Annotated in this window: 28 protein-coding genes; 15 read left to right on the top strand and 13 right to left on the bottom strand. The window is 60.5% G+C overall.

What is annotated here, in order from left to right; genetic code table 11:
• Nucleotide 1 precedes the first annotated feature (1 nt).
• Together Q1A75_RS14035 and Q1A75_RS14030 are read right to left on the bottom strand one after the other, a co-directional pair.
• Nucleotides 2–322, bottom strand: a complete 321-nt coding sequence (locus Q1A75_RS14035) for an AzlD domain-containing protein (protein WP_299550002.1) — start codon at nucleotides 320–322, stop codon at nucleotides 2–4.
• Nucleotides 319–1,029, bottom strand: a complete 711-nt coding sequence (locus Q1A75_RS14030) for an AzlC family ABC transporter permease (protein ID WP_299550003.1) — start codon at nucleotides 1,027–1,029, stop codon at nucleotides 319–321. Before Q1A75_RS14030 ends, Q1A75_RS14035 begins: the two co-directional genes overlap by 4 nt.
• 48 nt (nucleotides 1,030–1,077) lie before the next feature.
• On the opposite strand from Q1A75_RS14030, the gene Q1A75_RS14025 reads away from it, so the two are divergent.
• From Q1A75_RS14025 to glp, 5 genes are all read left to right on the top strand, one after another.
• The gene (locus Q1A75_RS14025; RefSeq protein ID WP_299550004.1) at nucleotides 1,078–1,968 is read left to right on the top strand and encodes a formate dehydrogenase accessory sulfurtransferase FdhD; all 891 of its coding nucleotides are present in this window, start codon (nucleotides 1,078–1,080) and stop codon (nucleotides 1,966–1,968) included.
• 70 nt (nucleotides 1,969–2,038) lie between these two features.
• Nucleotides 2,039–2,641, top strand: a complete 603-nt coding sequence (gene mobA / locus Q1A75_RS14020) for a molybdenum cofactor guanylyltransferase MobA (protein ID WP_299550005.1) — start codon at nucleotides 2,039–2,041, stop codon at nucleotides 2,639–2,641.
• Complete coding sequence (mobB, locus tag Q1A75_RS14015; protein ID WP_299550006.1) at nucleotides 2,638–3,129, top strand: molybdopterin-guanine dinucleotide biosynthesis protein B; 492 nt, start codon at nucleotides 2,638–2,640, stop codon at nucleotides 3,127–3,129. Before mobA ends, mobB begins: the two co-directional genes overlap by 4 nt.
• On the top strand, nucleotides 3,126–4,001 hold the full coding sequence (locus Q1A75_RS24285; protein ID WP_366142208.1) for a molybdopterin guanine dinucleotide synthesis: 876 nt from the start codon (nucleotides 3,126–3,128) through the stop codon (nucleotides 3,999–4,001). Before mobB ends, Q1A75_RS24285 begins: the two co-directional genes overlap by 4 nt.
• On the top strand, nucleotides 3,988–5,232 hold the full coding sequence (gene glp, locus Q1A75_RS24280; RefSeq protein WP_366142207.1) for a gephyrin-like molybdotransferase Glp: 1,245 nt from the start codon (nucleotides 3,988–3,990) through the stop codon (nucleotides 5,230–5,232). Before Q1A75_RS24285 ends, glp begins: the two co-directional genes overlap by 14 nt.
• Here the strand turns inward: glp and Q1A75_RS14005 are convergent.
• The 3 genes from Q1A75_RS14005 to Q1A75_RS13995 form a co-directional block, all read right to left on the bottom strand.
• Nucleotides 5,229–6,239, bottom strand: a complete 1,011-nt coding sequence (locus tag Q1A75_RS14005) for a hypothetical protein (RefSeq protein WP_299550008.1) — start codon at nucleotides 6,237–6,239, stop codon at nucleotides 5,229–5,231. The two genes, glp and Q1A75_RS14005, sit on opposite strands and share 4 nt — an antisense overlap.
• A gap of 4 nt (nucleotides 6,240–6,243) precedes the next feature.
• Nucleotides 6,244–6,714 (bottom strand): transcription elongation factor GreA, encoded by a 471-nt coding sequence (gene greA / locus Q1A75_RS14000; protein WP_299550010.1) that lies wholly within the window; start codon nucleotides 6,712–6,714, stop codon nucleotides 6,244–6,246.
• Nucleotides 6,715–6,927: 213 nt separating this feature from the next.
• The gene (locus Q1A75_RS13995; protein ID WP_299550012.1) at nucleotides 6,928–7,308 is read right to left on the bottom strand and encodes a VOC family protein; all 381 of its coding nucleotides are present in this window, start codon (nucleotides 7,306–7,308) and stop codon (nucleotides 6,928–6,930) included.
• Nucleotides 7,309–7,399: 91 nt separating this feature from the next.
• On the opposite strand from Q1A75_RS13995, the gene soxR reads away from it, so the two are divergent.
• Nucleotides 7,400–7,852 carry a redox-sensitive transcriptional activator SoxR gene (soxR, locus tag Q1A75_RS13990; protein WP_299550015.1) on the top strand — a complete coding sequence of 151 codons (453 nt, stop codon included), beginning with the start codon at nucleotides 7,400–7,402 and terminating at the stop codon, nucleotides 7,850–7,852.
• On the opposite strand, the gene Q1A75_RS13985 is transcribed toward soxR, so the two are convergent.
• Entirely contained in the window at nucleotides 7,849–8,157 is a 309-nt protein-coding gene (locus Q1A75_RS13985; protein ID WP_299550018.1) for an EthD family reductase, read from the bottom strand. The genes soxR and Q1A75_RS13985 overlap by 4 nt on opposite strands.
• Before the next feature lie 287 nt (nucleotides 8,158–8,444).
• Between Q1A75_RS13985 and Q1A75_RS13980 the strand changes: the two genes are divergently transcribed.
• The 3 genes from Q1A75_RS13980 to Q1A75_RS13970 all read left to right on the top strand — a co-directional run bounded on the left by Q1A75_RS13980 (nucleotide 8,445) and on the right by Q1A75_RS13970 (nucleotide 12,778).
• Nucleotides 8,445–10,094 carry an electron transfer flavoprotein-ubiquinone oxidoreductase gene (locus Q1A75_RS13980; RefSeq protein WP_299550021.1) on the top strand — a complete coding sequence of 550 codons (1,650 nt, stop codon included), beginning with the start codon at nucleotides 8,445–8,447 and terminating at the stop codon, nucleotides 10,092–10,094.
• 163 nt (nucleotides 10,095–10,257) lie between these two features.
• The gene (locus tag Q1A75_RS13975) at nucleotides 10,258–11,970 is read left to right on the top strand and encodes a tetratricopeptide repeat protein (RefSeq protein WP_299550024.1); all 1,713 of its coding nucleotides are present in this window, start codon (nucleotides 10,258–10,260) and stop codon (nucleotides 11,968–11,970) included.
• Nucleotides 11,960–12,778, top strand: coding sequence for a 4-(cytidine 5'-diphospho)-2-C-methyl-D-erythritol kinase (locus Q1A75_RS13970; protein ID WP_299550026.1), 819 nt, complete (start codon nucleotides 11,960–11,962; stop codon nucleotides 12,776–12,778). The genes Q1A75_RS13975 and Q1A75_RS13970 overlap by 11 nt, the downstream gene beginning before the upstream one ends.
• Here Q1A75_RS13970 and Q1A75_RS13965 read toward each other — a convergent pair.
• Nucleotides 12,771–13,769: a polyprenyl synthetase family protein gene (locus tag Q1A75_RS13965; protein ID WP_299550028.1), complete on the bottom strand. Its 999-nt coding sequence runs from the start codon at nucleotides 13,767–13,769 to the stop codon at nucleotides 12,771–12,773. The two genes, Q1A75_RS13970 and Q1A75_RS13965, sit on opposite strands and share 8 nt — an antisense overlap.
• A gap of 56 nt (nucleotides 13,770–13,825) precedes the next feature.
• On the opposite strand from Q1A75_RS13965, the gene Q1A75_RS13960 reads away from it, so the two are divergent.
• The 3 genes from Q1A75_RS13960 (at nucleotide 13,826) to Q1A75_RS13950 (ending at nucleotide 15,040) form a co-directional block, all read left to right on the top strand.
• Complete coding sequence (locus tag Q1A75_RS13960; protein ID WP_189369408.1) at nucleotides 13,826–14,041, top strand: DUF2007 domain-containing protein; 216 nt, start codon at nucleotides 13,826–13,828, stop codon at nucleotides 14,039–14,041.
• Complete coding sequence (locus tag Q1A75_RS13955; protein ID WP_299550031.1) at nucleotides 14,019–14,762, top strand: methyltransferase; 744 nt, start codon at nucleotides 14,019–14,021, stop codon at nucleotides 14,760–14,762. Before Q1A75_RS13960 ends, Q1A75_RS13955 begins: the two co-directional genes overlap by 23 nt.
• 113 nt (nucleotides 14,763–14,875) lie before the next feature.
• A complete protein-coding gene (locus Q1A75_RS13950; RefSeq protein WP_299204951.1) occupies nucleotides 14,876–15,040 on the top strand; it encodes a DUF465 domain-containing protein in 165 nt (54 codons plus the stop codon).
• Here the strand turns inward: Q1A75_RS13950 and Q1A75_RS13945 are convergent.
• From Q1A75_RS13945 to Q1A75_RS13925, 5 genes are all read right to left on the bottom strand, one after another.
• Nucleotides 15,037–15,906 (bottom strand): EamA family transporter, encoded by an 870-nt coding sequence (locus Q1A75_RS13945; protein ID WP_299550055.1) that lies wholly within the window; start codon nucleotides 15,904–15,906, stop codon nucleotides 15,037–15,039. The two genes, Q1A75_RS13950 and Q1A75_RS13945, sit on opposite strands and share 4 nt — an antisense overlap.
• A complete protein-coding gene (gene gcvA / locus Q1A75_RS13940) occupies nucleotides 15,903–16,850 on the bottom strand; it encodes a transcriptional regulator GcvA (protein ID WP_299550058.1) in 948 nt (315 codons plus the stop codon). The genes Q1A75_RS13945 and gcvA overlap by 4 nt, the downstream gene beginning before the upstream one ends.
• A gap of 316 nt (nucleotides 16,851–17,166) precedes the next feature.
• A complete protein-coding gene (gene phbB / locus Q1A75_RS13935) occupies nucleotides 17,167–17,889 on the bottom strand; it encodes an acetoacetyl-CoA reductase (protein WP_299550060.1) in 723 nt (240 codons plus the stop codon).
• A gap of 144 nt (nucleotides 17,890–18,033) precedes the next feature.
• Nucleotides 18,034–19,209, bottom strand: a complete 1,176-nt coding sequence (locus Q1A75_RS13930) for an acetyl-CoA C-acetyltransferase (RefSeq protein ID WP_299550063.1) — start codon at nucleotides 19,207–19,209, stop codon at nucleotides 18,034–18,036.
• 130 nt (nucleotides 19,210–19,339) lie between these two features.
• Nucleotides 19,340–20,188 carry an EAL domain-containing protein gene (locus Q1A75_RS13925; RefSeq protein ID WP_299550067.1) on the bottom strand — a complete coding sequence of 283 codons (849 nt, stop codon included), beginning with the start codon at nucleotides 20,186–20,188 and terminating at the stop codon, nucleotides 19,340–19,342.
• Between the two features lie 123 nt (nucleotides 20,189–20,311).
• Here Q1A75_RS13925 and Q1A75_RS13920 point away from each other — a divergent pair, with 123 nt between their 5' ends.
• Nucleotides 20,312–20,890: a DNA-3-methyladenine glycosylase I gene (locus Q1A75_RS13920; RefSeq protein WP_299550070.1), complete on the top strand. Its 579-nt coding sequence runs from the start codon at nucleotides 20,312–20,314 to the stop codon at nucleotides 20,888–20,890.
• Between the two features lie 139 nt (nucleotides 20,891–21,029).
• The gene (gene rpsD / locus Q1A75_RS13915) at nucleotides 21,030–21,650 is read left to right on the top strand and encodes a 30S ribosomal protein S4 (RefSeq protein ID WP_299204972.1); all 621 of its coding nucleotides are present in this window, start codon (nucleotides 21,030–21,032) and stop codon (nucleotides 21,648–21,650) included.
• Nucleotides 21,651–21,713: 63 nt separating this feature from the next.
• Here the strand turns inward: rpsD and Q1A75_RS13910 are convergent, their stop codons facing one another.
• Nucleotides 21,714–22,172 carry a phage tail protein gene (locus Q1A75_RS13910; RefSeq protein ID WP_299550073.1) on the bottom strand — a complete coding sequence of 153 codons (459 nt, stop codon included), beginning with the start codon at nucleotides 22,170–22,172 and terminating at the stop codon, nucleotides 21,714–21,716.
• 128 nt (nucleotides 22,173–22,300) lie between these two features.
• On the opposite strand from Q1A75_RS13910, the gene Q1A75_RS13905 reads away from it, so the two are divergent.
• On the top strand, nucleotides 22,301–22,786 hold the full coding sequence (locus Q1A75_RS13905) for a DUF2867 domain-containing protein (protein WP_299550076.1): 486 nt from the start codon (nucleotides 22,301–22,303) through the stop codon (nucleotides 22,784–22,786).
• Nucleotides 22,787–22,790: the final 4 nt, after the last annotated feature.

Below are 22,790 nucleotides of genomic sequence, written 5' to 3'. Positions count from 1 at the left end.
GTCAGAGCGCGTAGACCAGTACGAACAGCGTGACTGCCCCTGCGCCAATTGCGGCAAAAACATTCCGTGTCCACATGCCCACTGAAAGCGTCGCAACGGCGGCCAATACGCGGGTCATGTCGGTGCTGCCACCTTCTCCTGAAAAGACAACCAGCGGCGCCACCAGCGCAGGCAGGATTGCGACGGCAGTATAGCGCAGATGGCGCAACAGCCATTCGGGCAGGGGGCGGTCGCCCACGAAGCCCAGAAAGGTGAAGCGTAACAGGAAGCTGCCCACGCCAAGGCTGATGATCACGATCCACAAGGTTGCATTGTCAGTCATGGCGTGCGTCCCTTGAGCTGGAGTTCGGCCTGCGCCCCGGCCATCATCCCGGCGGCCCCGGCAAGGATCAAGCCAAGCGAGTAGGGGACGGACACCGCCAGCAACCCGACAATCACGGCGACCGTGGCCGCGATCAGATGTGGCAAGGTGCGCACCATCGGGGCCACCATCGATAGAAAGGCGATGGGCAGGGCGAAGTCCAGCGGCAGATCCTGCGGCAACTGTGTGCCAACGGCCGCGCCGACATAGCTCATTCCGAACCAGAAGATCATGACCAGCAGGCAGGTGCCAAAATAGTACGCCATGCGCTGCGGTACGGTCAGTTCGGGTACAGCCTCGAACTTGGCATGGCTCAGGGCATAGCTTTGGTCCACCAGCAGATAGGCCGCAAACACCCGCTGCCACAGCGGTGCGCGGCCGAGATAGGGGGTCAACGCGGCGGAATACATTGCCACGCGCAGGTTCACGGCAAGAGCGGAAAGGATCACCACGACTGTCGGTGCTTCGTTTTGCATGACTTGCAAGGCTGTGAACTGCGCGGCCCCCGCGATGACTGCCAGCGAAAAGGTCATAACTTCGAACACGTTCAGCCCCGCCTCGGTCGCCAACACGCCGAACAGCATGGCAAACGGGCCAGCCACGAGGATAAACGGTGCGCCGTCGCGCACACCCGCCCAAAAAGCGGATTTGGTGGTGGTGATGGGCATGAGGGGGCCTTAGACTATCTGCCAAGACTTATGACGTGCACGAGGGGGATGCAATTGGCGCGTGACACCGATCAAACCGGATACCTGATTGCGCCCGATCCTGCAGCGGCGCGACTGACGCGCGCAGTCACGGGGCACGATCACACCGGTGCCGAAACCGAAATTTCGGTGGTCGAAGAGCGTCCCCTGACTATCTACTTGAATGCGCAGGAAATTGTCACAGCCATGACAATCGGTGACTACCCCGACTACCTGGCGCTCGGCTTCCTGCGCAATCAACGGATGCTGACGGATGCCGACACGATCACGGGTGTGGACTATGACGAGGAACTTGAAACCGTCGTCGTCCGCACCTCTCAGCCTACCAACCACGAAGACAAGCTGAAGAAAAAGACACGCACCAGCGGCTGCGCCGTGGGCACCGTCTTTGGCGATATGATGGAGGGGTTGGAAGACGTGCAACTGCCGCAAGCGCAGGTCCGAACGTCTTGGCTCTATGCCCTCAGCGCAGCCATCAATCGCACGCCCTCTCTCTACCTTGAAGCGGGCGCGATTCACGGCACAGTGCTGTGCCAGCAAGACCAGCCGCTCGTCTATATGGAGGATGTGGGCCGGCATAACGCCGTGGACAAGGTGGCAGGCTGGATGCTGCAAACTGGTGCAGACCCAGCGGACAAGATCCTCTACACCACCGGCCGCCTAACGTCTGAAATGGTGATCAAGACGGCGCTCATGGGCATCCCCGTCCTCGCCTCCCGCTCGGGCTTCACGGCTTGGGGTGTCGAGATCGCGCGCGAAGTCGGTCTGACGCTGATCGGACGGATGCGCGGCCAACGCTTTGTTTGCCTGAGCGGAGAAGAACGGCTGATCCGTGACACGGATCCAGCCAGTATCAAGAACGAACCAAAAGGCGCAGGCCGCAAGGGGGCCGCGTCATGACCCTTCCACGCGCCCGCCGATTACCGCAGGGATGTCTTCTGCCCCTGCAAAAGACAAGAGTAAGCTGCCAATGACCCCACCCCTTGGCGTGATCCTGGCGGGCGGGCAAGCCACGCGCATGGGCGGCGGTGACAAGGGGCTGCTGCAGGCAGGCGGCAAACGCCTTATCGACCACGTGATCGACCGGCTCAGTCCCCAAGTGGCAGGCCTCGCACTCAACGCCAATGGCGACCCGGCCCGCTTTGCCGATCTGGATCTGCCTGTCATTCCAGATAGTATTGACGGCTTCGCCGGTCCTCTTGCGGGTGTCCTCGCGGGCCTCGACTGGGCAGCGGAGCAGGGCGCCGACACCATCGTGACGGCCGCTGCCGATACACCGTTTTTTCCCTGCGATCTCGTCCCGCGCCTGCAACTCGCGACCGAAGACATGCAACACCCTCTGGCCCTTGCCGCCACCCCCGATCCCAAGAGGGGACAGGCGCGGCACCCTACCTTCGGTCTTTGGCCCGTCGCCTTGAGCGATGACTTGCGTGCGGCTCTTCAGGGCGGGCTGCGTAAGGTTGTTCTGTGGACCGACATGCATAAGGGGCGCACGGCGCTCTTCTCTGACGAAGCGGCCTTTTTCAACGTAAATACCCCCGATGACCTCGCGCGGGCAAAGGACATGGCATGAAGATCTACGGCGTTGTCGGTTGGAAAAATGCAGGCAAAACCGGCCTGATGGAGCGGCTTGTGACCGAGATTACCGGCCGCGGCTACACAGTTTCGACCGTCAAGCATGCCCATCACACATTCGACGTCGACCATCCGGGCAAGGACAGCTTTCGCCACCGCGTGGCAGGCGCGTCCGAAGTGCTGCTGGCCTCGCGCAACCGCGTGGCGCTCATGCAAGAGCTGCGCAACACAGATGAACCCACGCTTGATCAACTTCTCACCCGGCTCAGCCCTGTCGATCTGGTGTTGGTCGAAGGATACAAGCGCGACGCCCATCCCAAAGTGGAGGCGCATAGAGCCGAGACGGGCAACCCGCTCATTGCCCCGAACGATCCCACGATCCGAGCCATCGCCAGCGATACGGCCCTGACGATGGATCGTCCGGTCTTTGATCTGAACGACACCAAGGCCATCGCTGACTTCATCCTGTCCGAGGTTGGGCTTTGACTCCGTTCGATACGATATTGGTCGCAGACTGGTCGGCTGGCAAACGCCGCCCCGCACGGCCCAGCAAAGACGCCATCTGGCTGGGGATTGCTCGCAACGGCATTCCCGATACCCCCATTTATTGCCGCTCCCGGCAAGAGGCCGAGGCGCAGATCTCGGCACTGATCGACGCTGAACAGGCCGCAGGCCGACGCCTGCTTGCAAGTTTTGATTTCCCGTTCGGCTACCCCACGGGGCTTGCCCGCTGTATCACCGGTCAAGATGATCCCTTCGCCCTCTGGGACTGGATCACCGCCCGCATCACTGACGCCTCGGATGGCAGCAACAACCGCTATGCCATCGCCGAAGAAATGAACCGCCACTTTGATGGCCCCGGCCCGTTCTGGGGCAAACCCAACCAGACCGACTGGCCCGGTGTGCCTTACCGCAAAGCTGGGATCAGCTACGACACGGTTCCCGAACGCCGCGTCTGCGACCTCGCGGCCAAGGCGGCTTCAAGCTGCTTCCAATTGGCCTTCCCGCCCACCGTGGGCGGCCAAATCCTCATGGGCCTGCCCACCCTCAACCGTCTGCGTGCGCGTGCTGGAGTCGCCGTGTGGCCGTTCGAGGATTGGCACGATGCCCCTGTGGTGCTGGCCGAAATCTGGCCGGGCCTGATCGAACCAGCTGTAAAAGCTATGCAATCGACCGACATCCGTGATGCCGTGCAGGTCCGCCTTCTGGCCCTAGCTCTCTCGCGTCTGCCGTCCGGAACCCTGTATCAGTGGATGACTGATTTGCCCGGTGCCGCGCGGGAAGAGGCGTGGATTCTCGGAGCCGGTCACACCGAAGAACTCGTTACTCATGCGGAGGACAGTGATGCCGCCGCTTAAGAACGACTGTTTTGCGTTGCCGCCCGGCGTACACTGGACCCCCGTGGACGAAGCGCTGGCGGACCTCAGGACGCGTCTCAGCCCTGTCGTCGGGCAAGAGGTTGTGTCGGTGGCAGAAGCACTCGACCGCATCCTTGCTGCCAACATCAAAGCCCCGCGGGCCCATCCCCCGTTGCCAAACACGGCCGTAGATGGTTACGGATTCCTTAACGGACGCGGGGAGGGTGACCACCATATCCCGCTCGTGGCCCAACATATGCCTGCTGGTGCCACGCCCGACGCAAGTGTCCCCGCGGGGACAGCCATTCGTATCCTCACAGGTGCCGCGCTACCTCCCGGCGTAGATACGATCATTTTGCAAGAGGATGTGACGGTCGAAGACGACGCGATCCACTTCACCGGCCCCATTAGACAGGGCGCCAACACCCGCAAGGCGGGCGAGGATGTCGAAGTGGGAGATATTGTTGCGGAGGCGGGGCGCAGATTGACGCCTGCTGACCTCGCCCTGCTTTCTGCCGTGGGAGTGGCGGAGGTGTCTGTCTGTCGTCAACTGCGGGTCGGCATCTTGTCGACCGGGGATGAGGTCGTGCAGCCGGGCGCCGATGCCGGACCGGGTCAGATCTATGATGCGAACCGGCCCATGTTGCGGGGCCTGATTGCGCATCTGGGGCATATCCCTGTCGACCTTGGGCATGTCGTCGATGACCGCGACGCCCTGCGTGCGCGTCTCGATCAGGGGGCGAAACAGGTGGACGTCATCTTTACCAGCGGTGGCGCGTCTGCAGGGGATGCGGATCATGTGTCCGCCCTGCTGAACGAGGCGGGGGCGATGGCACTGTGGCGTGTGGCGATCAAACCCGGGCGACCTTTGGCCTTGGGGATGTGGCAAGGCAAACCCGTCTTTGGACTGCCGGGCAACCCGGTGGCGGCCATGGTCTGCACGCTGGTGTTCGGCGCGCCTGCGCTGTCCGTTCTTGCGGGGGCAGATTGGAAGGCTCCGCAGGGTTTTATGGTGCCTGCCGGCTTTTCAAAAACGAAGAAAGCGGGACGGCGTGAGTTTTCTCGGGCTCGAATCCGCGACGGTCAGGTCGAGGTTTTTGCCTCGGAAGGGTCCGGACGGATCAGTGGACTGAGCTGGGCCGAGGGTCTGGTCGAACTGCCGGACGAGGCGATGTCAGTGCAGCGAGGCGACCTTGTTCGTTTCATCCCCTGGGCGGGGTTTGGAGCCTAGTCGAATGTTCCCGCCACGCGGCCCAGCAGCATGAAGGCGCGGGCGGTGCGGGTGTCACTCAGGGCCGAGAGTTCTGCATCCGTGGCCGTCTCGGCGAAAGTGGACACCGTTTGGTCAAAGCGGCGCAGGAAGTGGTGCGCCGCGTCGCGGAAGATCGGGTCCTGTTTCATGCGACCTGCGGACAGCGCCAATGACGACCGGTCCCGCACGCCGCCCAGCGGAGCGACGGCGCGGCCGCGTGCACCTTGGGCAAACTGCCGCCACACTTCGGGACGGGCGCGGTCGGGGCGCAGGTCGTCCATGTAGATGCCATCCTGGCTGAGCAGGGTCAGGATGTCCTGCGCGGCCTGCACCAGCTTCGAGGTCTCGCGGTCGCGCATGGCCTTGCGGAGCGCGGTAAATCCTTCTTCGTCTTCTGCCGTTTCGGGGAAGTTCAGAGCGCGGATGAAATCCTCGGTCGCAAGCGGCCGCGCGATATCTTCGGCGCTGGTGCCGAGCGCAAGGGTGGGTTGGTCTCCGCTGGGTTCCGGCTGCGCCACAGGTTGCTGGGCCGGGGCTTGTTCGCGGCGGCTTTGGAAGGTGGCGAGCGCTGTTTCCGTCTTGCGGGTGGCGGCGGCAATTTCGTCCAGCTTGCGGGCCACGGACGGTTCATCCGCCACGTTGCGCCCCTGGTTCTGCGCGATGTAGGCCTGTCGGATGGCGTCGATCGCGGTTTGCAAACGCTGGCTTTCCTCGCGCATCACCTTGCTGGACCGGGCTGCCGTTGCGGCCACCCAGATCATCGCCACCGGCATGAACACGGCAAGCATGGTGATCAGAAAGCGCAGACCTTCGCCTGTCCCCGTGGGGTCATCACCAGCCAGAATGAAATAGGCCGCTGCCCCAACCAGCCAGATGGCGGTCAGGATCAGGGCAGCAACCTCGATCCCCGTGACACCCACTTCGGTGGGTTTGTCGTAGATACCCAGGGGGGTCGGGCGCGCTTGTGGTTCGGGCTTTTCGGCCATGGCCTCAGCTATAGCTGATTTTCAGGACTTCATAGGACTTTTCGCCGCCCGGCGTGCGCACTTCGACGCTGTCGCCCTCTTCCTTGCCGATCAGGGCACGGGCGATGGGCGATTTTATGTTCAAAAGACCCTTTTCGATGTTGGCTTCGTATTCACCGACGATCTGATAGGTTTTTTCCTCGTCCGTATCTTCGTCCACCAGCGTCACGGTCGCACCGAACTTGATGGCCCCGGACAGTTTGGTCGGATCGATCACCTCGGCCAACGAGATCACGCCCTCGAGCTCTTTGATCCGGCCTTCGATAAAGGACTGCTTTTCCTTGGCCGAGTGATATTCCGCGTTTTCGGAAAGGTCACCATGTTCGCGCGCCTCTGCAATCGCCTTGATGATGGCGGGGCGTTCTTCGGTCTTGAGATGTTTCAATTCCGTTTCCAGTGCGGTCGCACCGGCGCGGGTCATTGGGATCTTTTCCATCGGCGTCGTCCTAATAACAGGCGGCGGCCCGCGATGGAGCCGCCGTTGTTTGCGATAGGAGATACCTGACCCAATGGAGCGGGGGAATGCAAGAGGGTTTGGGGCTTTGCCCCCGGCGCGGCGCGCCTCCCCCATGATATTTTCGGTCAGAAGAATGAACAGGCGTCCCGGAAACGGTCTGGGGGACCGTTTCGCCTGTGAATGGGCGGAGCCCTAGTCGTATTGCACCACCTCGAACTCGATATTGTCCTTGTCATGAAAATAGAAGCGGCGGCCCGGTTCATAGTCGTGGTGCTGGCCCACGCGGAACCCCTGTTCGCGTGCGGCGTCCTCAATCCCTTCGAGGTCGTCCGTCACGATGGCAATGTGGTTGAGCCCGCCGATGGTCGCATAGGAGTTATCGGTGGCCTTGCCCGCCGCGTCCTGCGTGTACAGCGCGAGATAGTGTTTGTCGGTCCCGACGTGGACGGTGCGCCCGACCTCCATCGCGTTGCCGGCCCACCGGATATGCCAGCCAAAGAGGTCGCACATCCATGCTGCGGTCGCATCCGGGTTGGAAACGGTGAGATTGGTGTGTTCGAGCATTGCGGGCATGATCTGGTCCTTTCGTCATGTGGTCTTTCCTTTTCAGGTCGATGAGGGCATCCTGCGACCTCAAGTTAACTTTAGGTCAAGGACTTTTTTCATGGCTGTATCCGAGGGTTTGAGCATTGGCGAAATCGCGTCACGGACAGGCTTGGCCGTGTCGGCCATTCGTTACTATGAGGACGAGGGGCTGTTGGCACCGTGGCGCAATGCCGGTGGGCAGAGGCGGTTTCAGCGGGCCGATATCCGGCGGTTAAGCTTCATCATGGTGGCGCAGCAATTTGGTTTCACCTTGGCCCAGATCAAGGCGGAACTGGATCTGCTACCCCGCCACCGCGCCCCGAACAAGCGGGACTGGGCGCGCATCAGCGTGGAATTTCGGCAAGGTCTGGACGAGCGTATCGCGCGGCTGGAAAAACTGCGCGATACATTGGATGGGTGCATCGGTTGTGGCTGTTTGAGCCTTGAGGTTTGTGCGCTGTACAATCCGAAGGATACGGCAGCAGACAAGGGGCAGGGACCGCGGTATTTGATGGGGGATACGCCGCCCTAGTCGTATGTTTGTCCGATCAGCATCGTTGGGGTGACGTTGGTGAAGTTGGGTAAATCGGCCAGCACCGGGCCTGCATCTGCCATTGTCGCATCAAACGCGGCCTGATCTGCAAAGACAAAGGTGGCGATGGCGTGAAAGCCCGGTGGAGTGTCCGGCCCGCCTGCCAACCCTTTGGTCACCACCTGGCTTTGAATATGTGCGCCCATGTGCTGGGCTACGAGCCCCATATGAGTGGATTGGTAATAGTCATCGTCAAATGTGCTGCCGTTGCTGACAGGATAGAGCACTTGCAGGGTCATGGGCATCTTCTGGGTCCTCGTGTTGCATGTGACCACCATGCGCGGCTTTGCGGATTCGACAAACCGTGCGGTACGCCATTGGCGGAAATGTGTCGGGCTGAAGTGCATCAGCTTTGTGCGCCGATCTGCTTGACGTGGTGCGCCGCTACGTCATTTGCCATAACGTGCCGTCGTTTCGTGAATTTTTAGTGGATTTTTTCACGATGACGCTGCACCACATTGCGCAAAGCCTATCTGTAGGCTAGCGACACGGAAATTTGCGCGAAGGCGCGGGAGAATAGGGGAGCCGCCACATGGCAGAGATTGAACGCGAAGCGATGGAATATGACGTGGTGATCGTTGGGGCCGGCCCAGCGGGCCTGTCGGCGGCCATTCGTCTCAAGCAGCTGGATGCCGACCTGAACGTGGTTGTGCTGGAAAAGGGGTCCGAAGTGGGCGCCCATATCCTGTCCGGTGCTGTGCTGGACCCAAGTGGTCTGGACGCGTTGATCCCCGATTGGAAAGAAAAAGGCGCGCCGCTAAACGTGCCGGTCAAGGACGACAACTTTTACATGCTGGGTGAAGCCGGGCGGGTGCGTATCCCGAACTTCCCCATGCCGCCGCTGATGAACAACCACGGCAACTACATTGTATCGATGGGCAATGTGTGCCGCTGGATGGCCGAGCAAGCCGAGGAGATGGGTGTTGAAATCTTTCCCGGCATGGCGTGTTCCGAGCTGGTCTATGGTGACAATGGCGAGGTGAAAGGCGTTGTGGCTGGTGTGTTCGGTCTCGAAGAGGACGGGTCCATCGGCGAGAATACCGAGCCCGGCATGGAGCTGCACGGCAAGTACGTGTTCCTGTCCGAAGGTGTGCGTGGGTCACTGTCGAAAGAAGTCATCGCCAAGTATGACCTGTCGAATGGCAAGGAGCCTCAGAAATACGGCCTGGGCATGAAAGAGATATGGGAGATTGACCCGGCAAAGCACAGGGAAGGGTCGGTGACCCACACGATGGGCTGGCCGCTGGGATCGAATGCCGGGGGCGGGTCGTTCATCTACCACCTTGAGAACAATCAGGTTTATGTCGGTTTCGTCGTTCACCTGAACTACAAGAACCCGCACCTGTTCCCCTACATGGAGTTCCAACGCTTTAAGCATCATCCGATGGTGGCAGAGCTGCTCAAGGGCGGGAAGCGCGTGGCCTATGGCGCGCGGGCCATTTCCGAAGGTGGATACCAGTCGATGCCCAAGATGGTGGCACCCGGCGTCGCGCTGCTGGGCTGTTCGGTGGGCATGGTCAACGTGCCGCGCATCAAGGGTAACCACAATGCAATGCATTCGGGCATTCATGCGGCAGAGGCGGCCTATGTCGCGATCAACGAGGGTCGTTCCGGCGACGAGTTGGACGGATACGAGGCGCTGGTGCGCACCGGACCCATTGGCAGCGACCTCAAGAAGGTGCGCAACGTGAAGCCGCTGTGGTCCAAGTACGGTCTGACGGCCAGCCTCGTGCTGGGCGGCTTTGACATGTGGACCAACACGCTGGGCTTTTCGCTGTTTGGAACGATTGGCCACGGCAAGAACGACGCCGAGGCCACGGAAGAGGCAAGCAAGCACAAACCCATCGACTATCCCAAGCCTGATGGCACGCTGTCCTTTGATCGACTGACGAACGTGTCCTTCAGCTTTACCAACCACGAAGAAAGCCAGCCTGCGCACCTCAAGCTGACGGATGCGGATGTGCCTGTGAATGTGAACCTTGCAAAATACGCAGGTCCGGCGGCTCGGTACTGTCCGGCGGGCGTGTATGAATTCGTTGAGGAAGAGGGCAAGGACACGCGATTTGTCATCAACTTCCAGAACTGCGTGCACTGCAAGACCTGTGACATCAAGGACCCGGCGCAGAACATCACCTGGACCACGCCGCAGGGCGGAGACGGACCGAACTATCCGAATATGTGATCGGTTCGCGATCTCGCGTGAAATGTGAACAAAAACGACGCCGGGCCCTGTGTCCGGCGTTTTTTATGGCGCTCAACCGCTGACCATTTCGCGAGCGTGCGTTGCACATGGGCGCAGACGTGCTAGCCTATTGCCCAACAACAGGCAAAAGGCAGTGCATCCCGTGATCCGTTCGCTTCTTTCCAGTGTCGCGTTGGCCGCCATTCTGGCGACCACCCCGCATATCGCGTCCGCGCAGTCCGTGGCCGGGTCATACCTAGCCGGGCGACAGGCCGCGATGACAAGCGATTTTGATGCCGCAGCCCGATATTACGCGGCCGCGCTGGCCCGCGATCCGAACAATGTGGAGTTGATGGAGGATGCCATCGTTTCACAGCTTGCCTTGGGTCGTCTGGATCGTGCTTTGCCCATCGCGCGCGTCGTGGAAGAGCAGGAGGTGCGCAGCCAGGCCGCGCACATGGTCATCATTGCCGACATGCTGGCGCAGGAGGATTTCACGGGCTACCTGGAGCGTGACACTGAAACGCAAGGCATCGGTCCGCTGGTCGATGGATTGCTGAACGCGTGGGCCTTGGTCGGGATCAAGGATGTCGAAGGGGCTCTTGCCGCGTTCGATGCTGTGTCTGAGCAGCGCGGCGTGCGTGGATTTGCGCTGTATCACAAGGCGATGGCGCTGGCCGGTCTTGGTCAGTTCGAAGCAGCAGGAGAGATTTTCGAAGCAGAAGGGTCTGGCCCCCTGCAACAGACCCGCCGCGGTGCCATGGCGCGGGCTGAAGTTCTGTCGCAACTGGGGCGGAACGAAGAGGCCATCGCGTCCTTGGACGTGGCCTTTGGCTCGGTGAGCGATCCGGAACTGGACGCCATGATCTTGGCGCTTGAGGCTGGGGAAACGTTGGCCTTCACCCATATCACTGGCGCGCGCGATGGTGCGGCGGAAGTGTTTTATTCCCTTGCGGGGGCACTACGTCAGGATGCCGGGGCTGACTACACTCTGCTGTACGGCCGCATCGCGCGGCATTTGCGGCCCGATCATGTTGACGCGTTGCTGCTGAACGCCGATCTGCTGGAAACACTGGAACAATTTGAACTGGCCAATGCCGCCTACAAGCAGGTGCCCGCCGATCATCCGGCCTTTCATGCTGCCGAACTGGGTCGCGCCGCGGCACTGCGTGAGTCGGGCAAACCCGATGCTGCCATCGAAGTGCTGGAGCAGTTGGCAAAACGCTTTGGAGATCTGCCGCTGATCCATTCGACATTGGGCGATGTGTTGCGACAGCAAAGCCGGTTCGAGGAGGCTGTGGCCTCTTATGATCGCGCGCTGGAACTGACGGACCCGGATGACCGCCGCGCGTGGTTCCTACACTATGCCCGTGCGATTTCACACGAGCGGCTCAAGGAATGGCCTGACGCCGAGTCCGATTTCAGGCGCGCGCTGGAACTGAACCCCGGTCAGCCGCAGGTGCTGAACTACCTGGGCTATTCACTGGTGGAAAAGCAGATCAAGCTGGACGAAGCGCTTGGGGTGATTGAACAGGCGGTGGAGGCGAGCCCGGATAGCGGCTACATCGTCGATAGCCTTGGCTGGGTGCTGTACCGGCTTGGCCGCTACGAAGAAGCGGTGAGCCATATGGAACGCGCGGTCGAACTCATGCCGGTTGACCCGGTGGTCAACGATCACCTTGGCGATGTGTACTGGGCCGTGGGCCGCGAGCGTGAGGCGCGGTTCCAGTGGATGCGCGCGCTGAGCTTTGTCGACCCCACTGAAGTTGACGGAGAGGCCGACCCCGAACGGATGCGCCGCAAGCTGGCCGTAGGGCTGGATACAGTGTTGTCCGAGGAAGGCGCTGAACCGCTGCGGGTGGCGAATGGCGATTGAGGTCTTTGCGCCTGCCAAGATCAATCTGACGCTCCATGTGACCGGCCAACGCACGGATGGCTATCATTTGCTTGATTCCCTTGTGGTCTTTGCCGATGTCGGTGACCGACTGGAGATCGCGCCCGCACCCCGGATGGGACTGGACGTGTCCGGGCCGTTTTCAGTGGGCGTTCCTACGGATGAGCGGAACCTGGTCTGGCGCGCGGCAGTGCTTGCCGGGGTTGCGGGCCAGATATCTCTGGAAAAGAACTTGCCCCATGGCGCGGGTATCGGTGGCGGGTCATCTGATGCGGCGGCCATCTTGCGTGTTCTGGGGGCCGAGGCGCACGCGTCGGCATTGGGTGCTGATGTGCCTGTGTGCCTGTTGGACATTCCACAAAGGATGCGAGGGATCGGCGAGGATGTGACACCTGTTGGCGGTGTGCCAGCCCTTGATCTGGTGTTGGTCAATCCGGGCATTCACGTGCCCACGCCTGAGGCGTTCAAGCGTTTGAGAACGAAGGACAACGCGCCGATGGAGGACCGCTTGAACTGGTTGGACCATGCCGCATTCCTGGCTTGGCTCGGGGAACAGAGGAACGATCTGCAGACACCCGCCGCCTCTGGTAATCCAGCGATATTGGCGGCGTTGAAAGCGCTGAAGGGGGCAAAGCTTGCACGTATGTCCGGGTCGGGATCGACCTGCTTCGGAGTATACGCGGATGCGCAGGCTGCCAGCGACGCGGCTGCCGGGATTGCAAAGAAGCAGCCCCGATGGTGGGTCCGCGCCGTGAAGACGGTCAGTTCCCAGACTGGTCCGACTAGTTGATCCGTTCGACCACGTAATCCGCCAGATCAATCAGCATGTCGCGCAGGTCATGCGCAGGCAGGGTGCCCAGAGATGCCTTGGCTTTCTCAGCCCAAGCGATGGCGTCCTGTTTCGTCTGTTCCAACGCATCGTGTTTGTGCAGCAGGGCAAGAGCATGGTCGAGATCGCCATCCTCTTGTTGGCCCTTTTCGATGGTGCGTGACCAGAAGGCGCGTTCTTCGGCGCCTGCCTTTTCCACCGCCTTGATCACCGGCAGGGTCAGCTTCCGCTCGCGAAAATCGTCGCCTACATTCTTGCCAGTGGCAGAGGATTGCCCTTGGTAGTCGAGCAGGTCATCCACGATCTGGAAGGCGATGCCAAGCGCGTCGCCATAGTCGAACAATGCCCTTGTTGTGGCGTCATCCTGACCGGCGATCACGCCGCCGACTTCCATCGCGGCCGAGAACAGGGCTGCGGTCTTGCCCCGCACCACTTGCAGATAAATCGCTTCATCGGTGGCGAGATCCTGTGCCGCCGTCATTTGCAGTACTTCGCCTTCGGCGATTGTGGCGGCGGCGTCAGACAGGATGCGCAGGACGGCGATATTTCCGGTTTCCGTCATCAACTGGAAGCTGCGGGCAAACAGGTAATCGCCCACCAACACAGAGGATTTGTTGTCCCACAGAAGGTTTGCAGTGGGCCGTCCGCGCCGCTGTGCGCTTTCGTCAACCACGTCGTCATGCAGAAGAGTGGCCGTGTGGATGAATTCGACCGTGGCTGCCAGATGCACGTGATAGGGGCCGGGATAGCCACACAGATGCGCCGACGCCAGTGTCAGCATGGGCCGCAGCCGTTTACCGCCCGCTTCGACAAGGTGACGCGTTACCTCGGGGATGCGCGGCGCGTGTTCCGACGCCATGCGGTCGCGGATCAGGTCGTTCACACCCTCCAGATCCGCCTCGAGATAGGCAGCCAGACGGTCATGTGGCTTTGCGATTGTGGACGCGTCCATCACTTTCCCCATAGCACCCCTCGAGAGTTAGGCCGATGTGCCCCTACATCCATGATATGAAGGAACTTTTGCGCAGCACCGACCCGACGATCATCGCCTTTGCCTCTGCCCTTCTTGAGGGCGAGGATATAGACTGCTTTCAGATGGACGTAAATATGAGCATCCTCGAAGGTGGGATTGGAATTTTCCCCCGCAGGCTGATGGTGCGGGAGGACGACTATGACGCCGCCTTGCGGGTTGTGACCGACAATGACATCGATCTTGGACGTTGACCTGACGCACGATGCCTTTCTGGGCGGGCGGCTGCATTTGTGGCAACCGCGCGACGGGTATCGGGCGGGCGTTGATCCGGTGTTGCTGGCTGCGTCGGTGCCTGCGCGCGCGGGGCAATCGGCGTTGGATCTTGGTTGTGGCGTTGGGGCTGTAGCCTTGTGTCTTGGCGCGCGGGTGCCCGGGTTGGAACTGGTTGGTGTCGAGCGGCAGGCCGACTATGCCGCACTTGCGGTTCGGAACGGCTTGCAGGCTCACGTCGCCGATCTGACGGATATGCCCGCGGAGGTGCGAGATCGCAGCTTTGATCATGTTCTGGCCAATCCGCCCTATTTTGATCGCACCGCGGGGCACGTGGCCGAAGATTCGGGGCGCGAGGCGGCGCGCGGTGTGGAGACACCTGTTGCCGCATGGATCGATGCGGCGGCGCGACGGCTGCGGCACAAGGGGTATCTGCACATGATCTACCGGGCCGAGCGGGTGCCGGACCTGTTGGTTGGTGCCGCCGGGCGGCTGGGCAGTCCCGAGGTCTGGCCGCTTTGCCCGCGGGTCGGAAAAGCGGCAGAACTGGTGATTTTCCGGGCGCGCAAGAACGGGCGTGCAGATTTTCGCCTGCATTTTCCCGTCATTTTGCACGGGGGCGCACGGCACGAGAGGGATGGCGAAAGCTATACCCATAAAATTCAGTCGGTTTTACGCGAAGGCGCTGCGCTGCACCTTTAATCTGGCGTTGACCATACATACATTTTGTAGGTCCATATGCTGCGCCTGCGGCGTGACTTATACGCAAAGCTGTGCTTGGCTGTGGAGGCAACTTTGTCAGCAAGGAGGACTGCATGAGCGTGATCGCCCATCTCGAAGAGTTGAAAAAGAAGCACCAGACCCTGAGTGATCAGGTTGAGACGGCCCAACGATCGCCGGGCGTGGATCAGATCGAAGTGGCCACCATGAAAAAGCAGAAGCTGAAACTGAAAGAGGAAATTACCCGACTTTCGAGTTAGGGCACCCCCTTCAGGCTGGCGCGGGCTGCCAGGAGCGCTCCGCCAGTGACCAGTATGGCCGCAACGGCCAGTGACCAGCTGGGCGCAGCAACGCCAGCCAAAATCAAGACCACTGTCGACAAGAGCGGTGCCGCGTAAGATGCGGTGCCGAGCATCTGGATATCGCCACGTTTCACGCCGATGTCCCAGACATAAAAGGCAAGCCCCACTGGGCCGAGGCCCAGTAGAATGGCGCTTGTCCACCCCATGCCAGCAGATGGCCATACAGTATCTTCCAGCATCAGGTGTAGTGGCACCGACAGAATGGCGCTTGCCACGCAAAATACGGCAACTGATGCCGTGGGCACGGTGCCGAAACGACGCGACAGGACAGAATAGCTGGACCACGTGACCGCACAGGCCATGGCGAGCAAGTAGCCGGGCAGGGCAGCGGCATTGAATCCGGTCACCCCGCCCGTGACGATCAACGCGGCCCCCGCAAAGCCCACAAGCGCGCCCAGCACGTGACCGGCGCGCAGCGTTTCGCCCGGCAGCAACCCCGAGAACAAAACGATCAGTAGAGGCCAGAGATAGGCGATCAGGCTCGCCTCGGCCGCAGGGGCGAGACGCAGGGCCGAAAAATAGAGTGCGTGATATCCAAATAGCCCCAATGTGCCCATGAGGTAGACATGCGAGGGAACGGCCCGCAATTGGCGCAGGCCACCGCTTGCGGCAGTCCAGATCAAGCCAAGAGTACCGCCAATGGCAAAGCATAACGCATTCAGCAAAAATGGCGGTGTGGGTGCGGAGCCAACCGTCAGGAGGGCCAGGACACCCCACAGAAGAACGGCGATGAAGCCGATCAGGGTCGCTGTTGCCCGGCTCATACGGCTTGGAAATCGGAGGAAGGTTTACGGATCATGCGGTCAGTGATGTGGCTGGTCTTGTCGATCTCGGCGATCATCCATTCTAGAAAGGCAGCGAGGTGCGGCCGCTTTTCGGCTCCTTCAGCGCACAGAAACCGGAATCGCACCCCGGTGTCCAGAGCATGCGGCCAAGGGGCGACAAGGCGACCGTCATGCATGTCCTTGACCACAAGTGACCGTCGGCCCAGTGTTACGCCCATCCCGGCGAGTGCCGCGTCAACGGCATGGTCGGCCTGGCTGAACCGGGCACCGTGGGTCGGGGCAAAATCGATTCCCATCATCCGAAACCATGTGCTCCAATCCGCGCTTGGGCGCAGATTGGCGATGCTGTCGTCAAAGATCAGGGGCGCGTCTTTGAGGCTCTCTGGCGTCGGGTATTGCGCGACGAGGTCGGGTGTCATCACTGGACAGACCCATTCCATCGCCAACAGCTTGCTGAACATGGCTTCGTCCTGACCAGTGCCAAAGCGGATGGCAACATCGACCCCGTCGCGGTTGAGATCGACCATCTTCAGGGACGCCGAAAAGCGCAGTTCGATTTCGGGATGGGCTTGCGCAAAGTCATAAAGCCTTGGAGCGAGCCATTTGGCCGTGAACGCTGGTCCAGCTGTGACGGTTAGCGTTCTGGTGTCCAATGTCCTCTCGGCGGCGCGCCAAGCGGCTGCTAGGGTCTGAAACCCATCAGCCATGCCGGGTGCCATGGCGCGGCCAGCCTCGGTCAGTTCGACGGCGCGGTTCAGCCGGTGAAACACTTGTGTGCCCAAGTGTTCCTCAAGCGATTTGATCTGAAAGCTGAGTGCGGCGGGCGTGACATGCAGCTCTTCTGCGGCCTTGGCAAAGGACATATGGCGGGCAGCGGCATCGAAGGCGCGCAAGGCGGTCAAAGGAGGGAGGCGGTCAGGCACATTCACTTAAGTACAGCTTAAGTGAAGTTATGGAAAGTCTCGTTTGAGGGCTTTTAGAAAAGGGCGCATATTCAGCTCAATTCAGAAACGCTGATCCAATGAAGGATACCGCCCATGTTCGAGACATCCGCACACCCCGCCATCCGCCAAGGTCTGGAAAGAGCACACGCAGAGCGAGGTGCTGTCCTGGCCGAGGCTTGGAACTGGCTGTTCGGGGCTAAAACTTCCCGCTGATGCGCGCGCGGCATCTTACGGGATAAAGAAGGGCCGGTGCAGCGATGCACCGGCCCTTTTTCATGCTTGAAGCCGTCGGCTGTCAAACAAAGAACTGCGCGCCGTTGGCCGAGATGGTCGAGCCGTTGATGAAACCCGAATCGTCGGATGCAAGGAAGACGACGCAGCGCGCGATCTCTTCCGGTTCACCGAGACGGCCAGCAGGAATCTGGCTGATGATGCTGTCACGTACTTTTTCAGGCACGGCCATAACCATTTCCGTCGCTATATAGCCGGGGCAAATGGCGTTGGCGGTGATTCCAGCACGTGCACCTTCTTGCGCAAGCGATTTGACGATGCCCAGATCGCCCGCTTTCGTCGCAGCATAGTTCACTTGGGCGAACTGGCCCTTTTGACCGTTGATGGACGAGATCACGATCACGCGGCCGAATTTGCGTTCACGCATGCCGGGCCACAGCGGGTGCACGGTGTTGAACACGCCTGTCAGGTTCGTGTCGATAACCTGATGCCATTGCTCTGGTGTCATTTTGTGGAAGGGCGCGTCCCGCGTGATGCCCGCGTTGGCAACGACGATGTCGATGGGACCGAGGTCTGCTTCGACTTGCGCGATGCCAGCTGTCGATTCGTCGTAGTCGGCCACGTTCCACTTGTAGGTTTTGATGCCGGTTTCATCCGTGAACTTTGCAGCTGCCTCGTCGTTGCCTGCATAGGTGGCGGCGACGGTGTATCCTGCGTCTTTCAGGGCTTTCGAAATGGCCTCGCCGATACCGCGGGAACCGCCGGTGACAAGTGCTACACGGGACATGGGGAGAACTCCTTTTGGGTGCGTTTCGCATTGTTTTGCTTAAATGCGGTTCAGGCGCAACAATATTACGCGCCAACTTTGGCCTTGAGCGAATTTTGATTGGGAAAGGGTAGGCGGCGCCGTGCGGCACCGCCTTGATCTGGATCAGTCGCGTTCGAGGCACATGGCAACGCCCATGCCACCGCCAATGCACAGTGTGGCAAGGCCCTTCTTGGCGTCGCGGCGCTTCATCTCGAACAGCAATGTGTTTAGGATACGCGCGCCGGATGCGCCGATGGGGTGGCCGATGGCGATGGCACCGCCATTCACGTTCACGATCGACGGATCCCAGCCCATGTCCTTGTTCACGGCGCAGGCTTGTGCGGCGAACGCTTCGTTGGCTTCGACAAGGTCGAGGTCCTCGGGTTTCCAACCTGCTTTCTCAAGCGCCTTGCGGCTGGCATAGATCGGGCCAACGCCCATGATCGATGGGTCAAGACCGACTGTGGCGTAGCTTGCGATGCGGGCCAGCGGCTCGATCCCGCGCTTTTCTGCATTGTCGGCGGTCATCAACAGGGCACCTGCGGCGCCGTCGTTCAGACCGGATGCATTGGCCGCCGTGACCGAGCCATCCTTGGTGAAGGCAGGGCGCAGTTTCTTCATGGCGTCCATGTTGGCGCCGTGGCGGATGTATTCATCAGCGTCGACCACGATGTCGCCCTTGCGGGTTTTCACGGTGAAGGCGGTGATTTCATCGCCAAACTTGCCCGCTTTCTGAGCGGCTTCCGCCTTGTTTTGGGAGGCAACGGCAAACTCGTCCTGCATGTCACGCGTGATCTGCCACTGGTCCGCCACGTTTTCGGCCGTCTGACCCATGTGGTAGCCGTTGAAAGCGTCCCACAGACCGTCGCGGATCATAGTGTCAATGTACTTCATGTCGCCCATCTTGTGGCCGGCGCGCAGGGCGGCGGCGTGGGGCGAAAGGGTCATGTTTTCCTGTCCACCGGCGGCGATGATGTCAGCGTCACCCAGGGCGATGTGCTGAGCACCAAGTGCCACGGCGCGCAGGCCCGAACCGCAGACCTGATTGATCGACCACGCGGCACTTTCCTTGGGCAGGCCCGCGCTGACGTGCGCCTGACGGGCGGGGTTCTGACCCTGGGCGGCGGTCAGGACCTGACCAAGGATGGTTTCGGAAACCTCGGACTTGTCGATGCCCGCACGCTCTACCACGGCTTCAAGCACAGCTGCGCCAAGATCATGGGCGGGGGTGTTGGCAAATGAGCCACCAAAGCTGCCGACGGCAGTCCGGGCGGCCGAAGCGATGACGATGTTGGTCATGGAGTCGGGTCCTCTGTCAGTTTCCTTGAGGACCAATCCGAGACTTTGCACGCCGGTGCGGGCCTCAGAATGGTCCCGCGCTGCGCGTGCACTACCGGATTCGCTGCCATGCGGCAACGGACGTTATGTCTCAGGCGCGCATACCTGCTGGTTGTGCAGTATCACCCTTGCCAAAGAGCCAGTCAGGCCGGACTTGCGGCGCTTGGAAATAGAAGCCCTGCAAGCAATCTGCACCCATCTGCGTCAGCATCTCGACATCTTCCTGCCGTTCGACCCCTTCGGCCACGACCAGCATGTCGAAATGGTGCCCGATCTGGATGATCGCGGCGGTCAGCGCCTGCGTGTCCGGATCGTTGGCGATGCCGTTGCAGAACTCCATATCGATCTTGAGCACGTCAAAGAAGAAGTCCTTGAAATAGCGCAATGCGGTATACCCGGCGCCGAAATCATCGAGGGCAAAACAGATCCCCTTGGCACTGAGCCGATCCATGAAGTCCACGACCAGTTCGGGTTGATCCATCGCCGATCCTTCGGTGATTTCGAGGATCAGCCGTTCACCGACCGAGGGATCCTTTTTGAGCCAGGGGTTCAGGGTCTGCATCCATCTTTGGTAGCCGATGGAACGGGCCGACATGTTGATCGACAACCGGATCGACGGATTTTCGTGCAACGTGCGTAGGCCCATGTTCAACGCCACCACGTCGATCTCGCGGCCCAGTTCGGCGCGTTCAACAACCGGCATGAAATCCTTGGCCGGGATAATGCGCCCCGTGTCGTCCATGACGCGGATCAGTCCCTCGTAAAATCCCACGCGGCCCGGGTCGTTCGCGATCACGACTGGCTGAAATGCGAGCAGAGTTTGCTGATGCTTGACCGCCTGCTCGACCATCAACAACGTGCTGCGGTCGCGTGATGACAAGGCTGCATTCAGCGGATTGTCCGCCCCAGCGGGCACGTTCGAGAACCGATTGTTCGTCATGGGCTGGCAGCGACCCTTGTGCTTGAAAACTGGCATCAGCATTGAGCCGAAGCTGTAAAAACTGTCTTAATGTTTGCATTTTGTTCCAATTTTAGTTGTTAATCAAAACGGGGAGGATTTGGCATGGTGCACCGCTGTGGGTGGGAGGGGGAAGCCCCCGACTACGTCGCCTATCATGACACCGAATGGGGGGTGCCTGAACATGATGCGCGGGCGCTGTGGGAGAAGCTGATCCTCGACGGTTTTCAGGCCGGTTTGAGCTGGATCACCATCCTGCGCAAGCGCGATGCCTTCCGCGATGCCTTTGGCGAGTTTGATCCTGCCATCGTGGCAGAGTGGGGCGAGGATGATGTACAACGGCTGTTGGCAAACCCCGGTATCATCCGCCACCGTGGCAAGATCGAAGCAACGATTACCAACGCCCGCGCCTATCTCGAGGTTAATGCCACCGTCGGCTTCGATAAATTTCTATGGAATTATGTGGATGGTGCGCCGCTTCAGACCAACTTTGCCAGCCGTGATCAGGTACCGCCCAAGACGAAACTGAGCGAACAGGTCTCAAAGGATTTGCGGGCCCGGGGCTTCAAGTTCGTGGGTCCCACGATCGTCTATGCGTTCATGGAAGCAACCGGGTTGGTCAATGATCACATCACCCCGTGTTTCCGCCATGCCGAATGCGCTGCCATGGGTGGGCCGAAGTAGCCGTTGACTCTGTCAATTCTGGTCGTATAAGCGCGGCTTCATTGGTGTTGGTGGCCTTCGCAAGAAGATCCCTGTCGTCCCGGCCAAATCCGGGGAGAGGACAACGCCCTTTGGAAACCTGAACCGAAGGAGATCAGCCGTGACAAAACGCACGTCTGCCAAGTACAAGATTGATCGCCGCATGGGCGAAAACATTTGGGGTCGCCCCAAATCCCCCGTCAACCGTCGTGAATATGGCCCCGGCCAGCACGGTCAGCGCCGCAAGGGCAAGCTGTCCGACTTCGGTATTCAGTTGCGTGCCAAGCAGAAGCTGAAAGGCTACTATGGCGACCTGACCGAGAAACAGTTCCGTCGCATCTATGCCGAAGCGGTACGTGTGGGCGGTGACACCGGCGAAAACCTGATCGGTCTGCTGGAACGCCGCCTCGACGCGGTTGTTTACCGCGCGAAATTCGTGGCAACCGTCTTTGCCGCCCGTCAGTTCGTGAACCACGGCCACGTGCGTGTGAACGGCCGCAAGGTCAACATCCCCTCCTACCGCGTGAAAGAGGGTGACGTGATCGAGGTGCGTGACCGTTCGAAGCAACTGGCCGTCCTTCTGGAAGCCACGCAACTGCCAGAGCGTGATGTGCCTGACTATATCGATGCAGATCACTCGAAAATGACCGCCACCTTCACCCGCACCCCCACTTTGGGCGACGTGCCGTACCCGGTGATGATGGAACCAAACCTGGTCGTGGAATTCTACGCCAAGAACTAAGACGCTGCGGGAGTGTCCCGCCGTCAGATTTTCAAAGGGTCGCCCGCATTGGGCGGCCCTTTTTCATGCGTTTTCGATGGTGATCCCTTCGTGCGCGATCCCGACGCTGTCGATGGCGACCTCATTGCCCTCTGCCTTGAGGTCGGTGCCTGTGATCTTGGTGGGAAAGGCGTTCATCACCCGCCAGACCATGGTCGGCGTACCGCTTCCATCAAGCAATGAAATGGTCAGATCCTGACGCTTGATCGTGTTCATCTTGATACCGCTGAACCAGTCCCAAAATGTTTGATCCCGGATGAAGACACCCTTTTTGAGGGTCAGGTTGCCCGTCTTGCGGAGGCCGGGCATCTTGATCGTGGAAAAGACCTTGCTGTTGCCTGCGCGATATTCAATGGGCTGGCTCTCGGCATCGAGGCCGCTCACCTCTTGGAATGTCATGTCCTCCCCGGCCATCGTAACTTGGAAATAGAAGGCTGGCAGGGGCCAGATGTTTTGTGATTGCGGGCTGTCATCATCGGTCATGGCGCGGTTCCTGTCGGATGTAGGTGGCGCTAGTGTAGCAAGCTTTCAGTTCCGTTGTGGTTTCATGTCACAGGGTCAGGGTCGGCATGCGTCAATAGAGTGACCACAGTCAGCCAAAGGAGTGCCCCATGCTTTCCGCACCGCGCGTCACCGCCACGCCATTGCCCGCCGACAGTGCTTTGCACGGGTATATGCAGCGGGGTGATTTTCTGGATTGTTATTCGGTTGCGAGCACAGCCAACGCGCGCGCGGCGTCCGAGATCATCACGGCTTTTCCGGGTTGGGCGCAGATGTTGGTCAAACTGCGTGGCTTGATCACGACCCCGTTTGGCTTGTCGCAGGATGGGCCAGATGCGGCAGACAAATTGGGTCCATTCCCGGTCGAAAGCGAGACGGGAACCGAGTTGATTGCCGGGTTCAACGACAGGCATCTGGATTTCCGGGTCAGCGTCCGGTCCGAGGAGGGTGTCGTTTCGCTGGCAACCTGGGTGCATACGCACAATATGGGCGGGCGGCTTTACTTGGCCGCGATCATGCCCTTCCACGTTCTGATCGCGCGTGATGCGCTTGCCCGCGTGGCCCGCGCCCCTGCGACACCGCCGCGCCCGGCGTAGACCG

The organism is uncultured Tateyamaria sp. (assembly GCF_947504105.1).
Lineage (GTDB): Bacteria > Pseudomonadota > Alphaproteobacteria > Rhodobacterales > Rhodobacteraceae > Tateyamaria.
The sequence above is the reverse complement of the archived record's forward strand: the minus strand, read 5'-3'. Positions and strand labels throughout refer to the sequence as shown.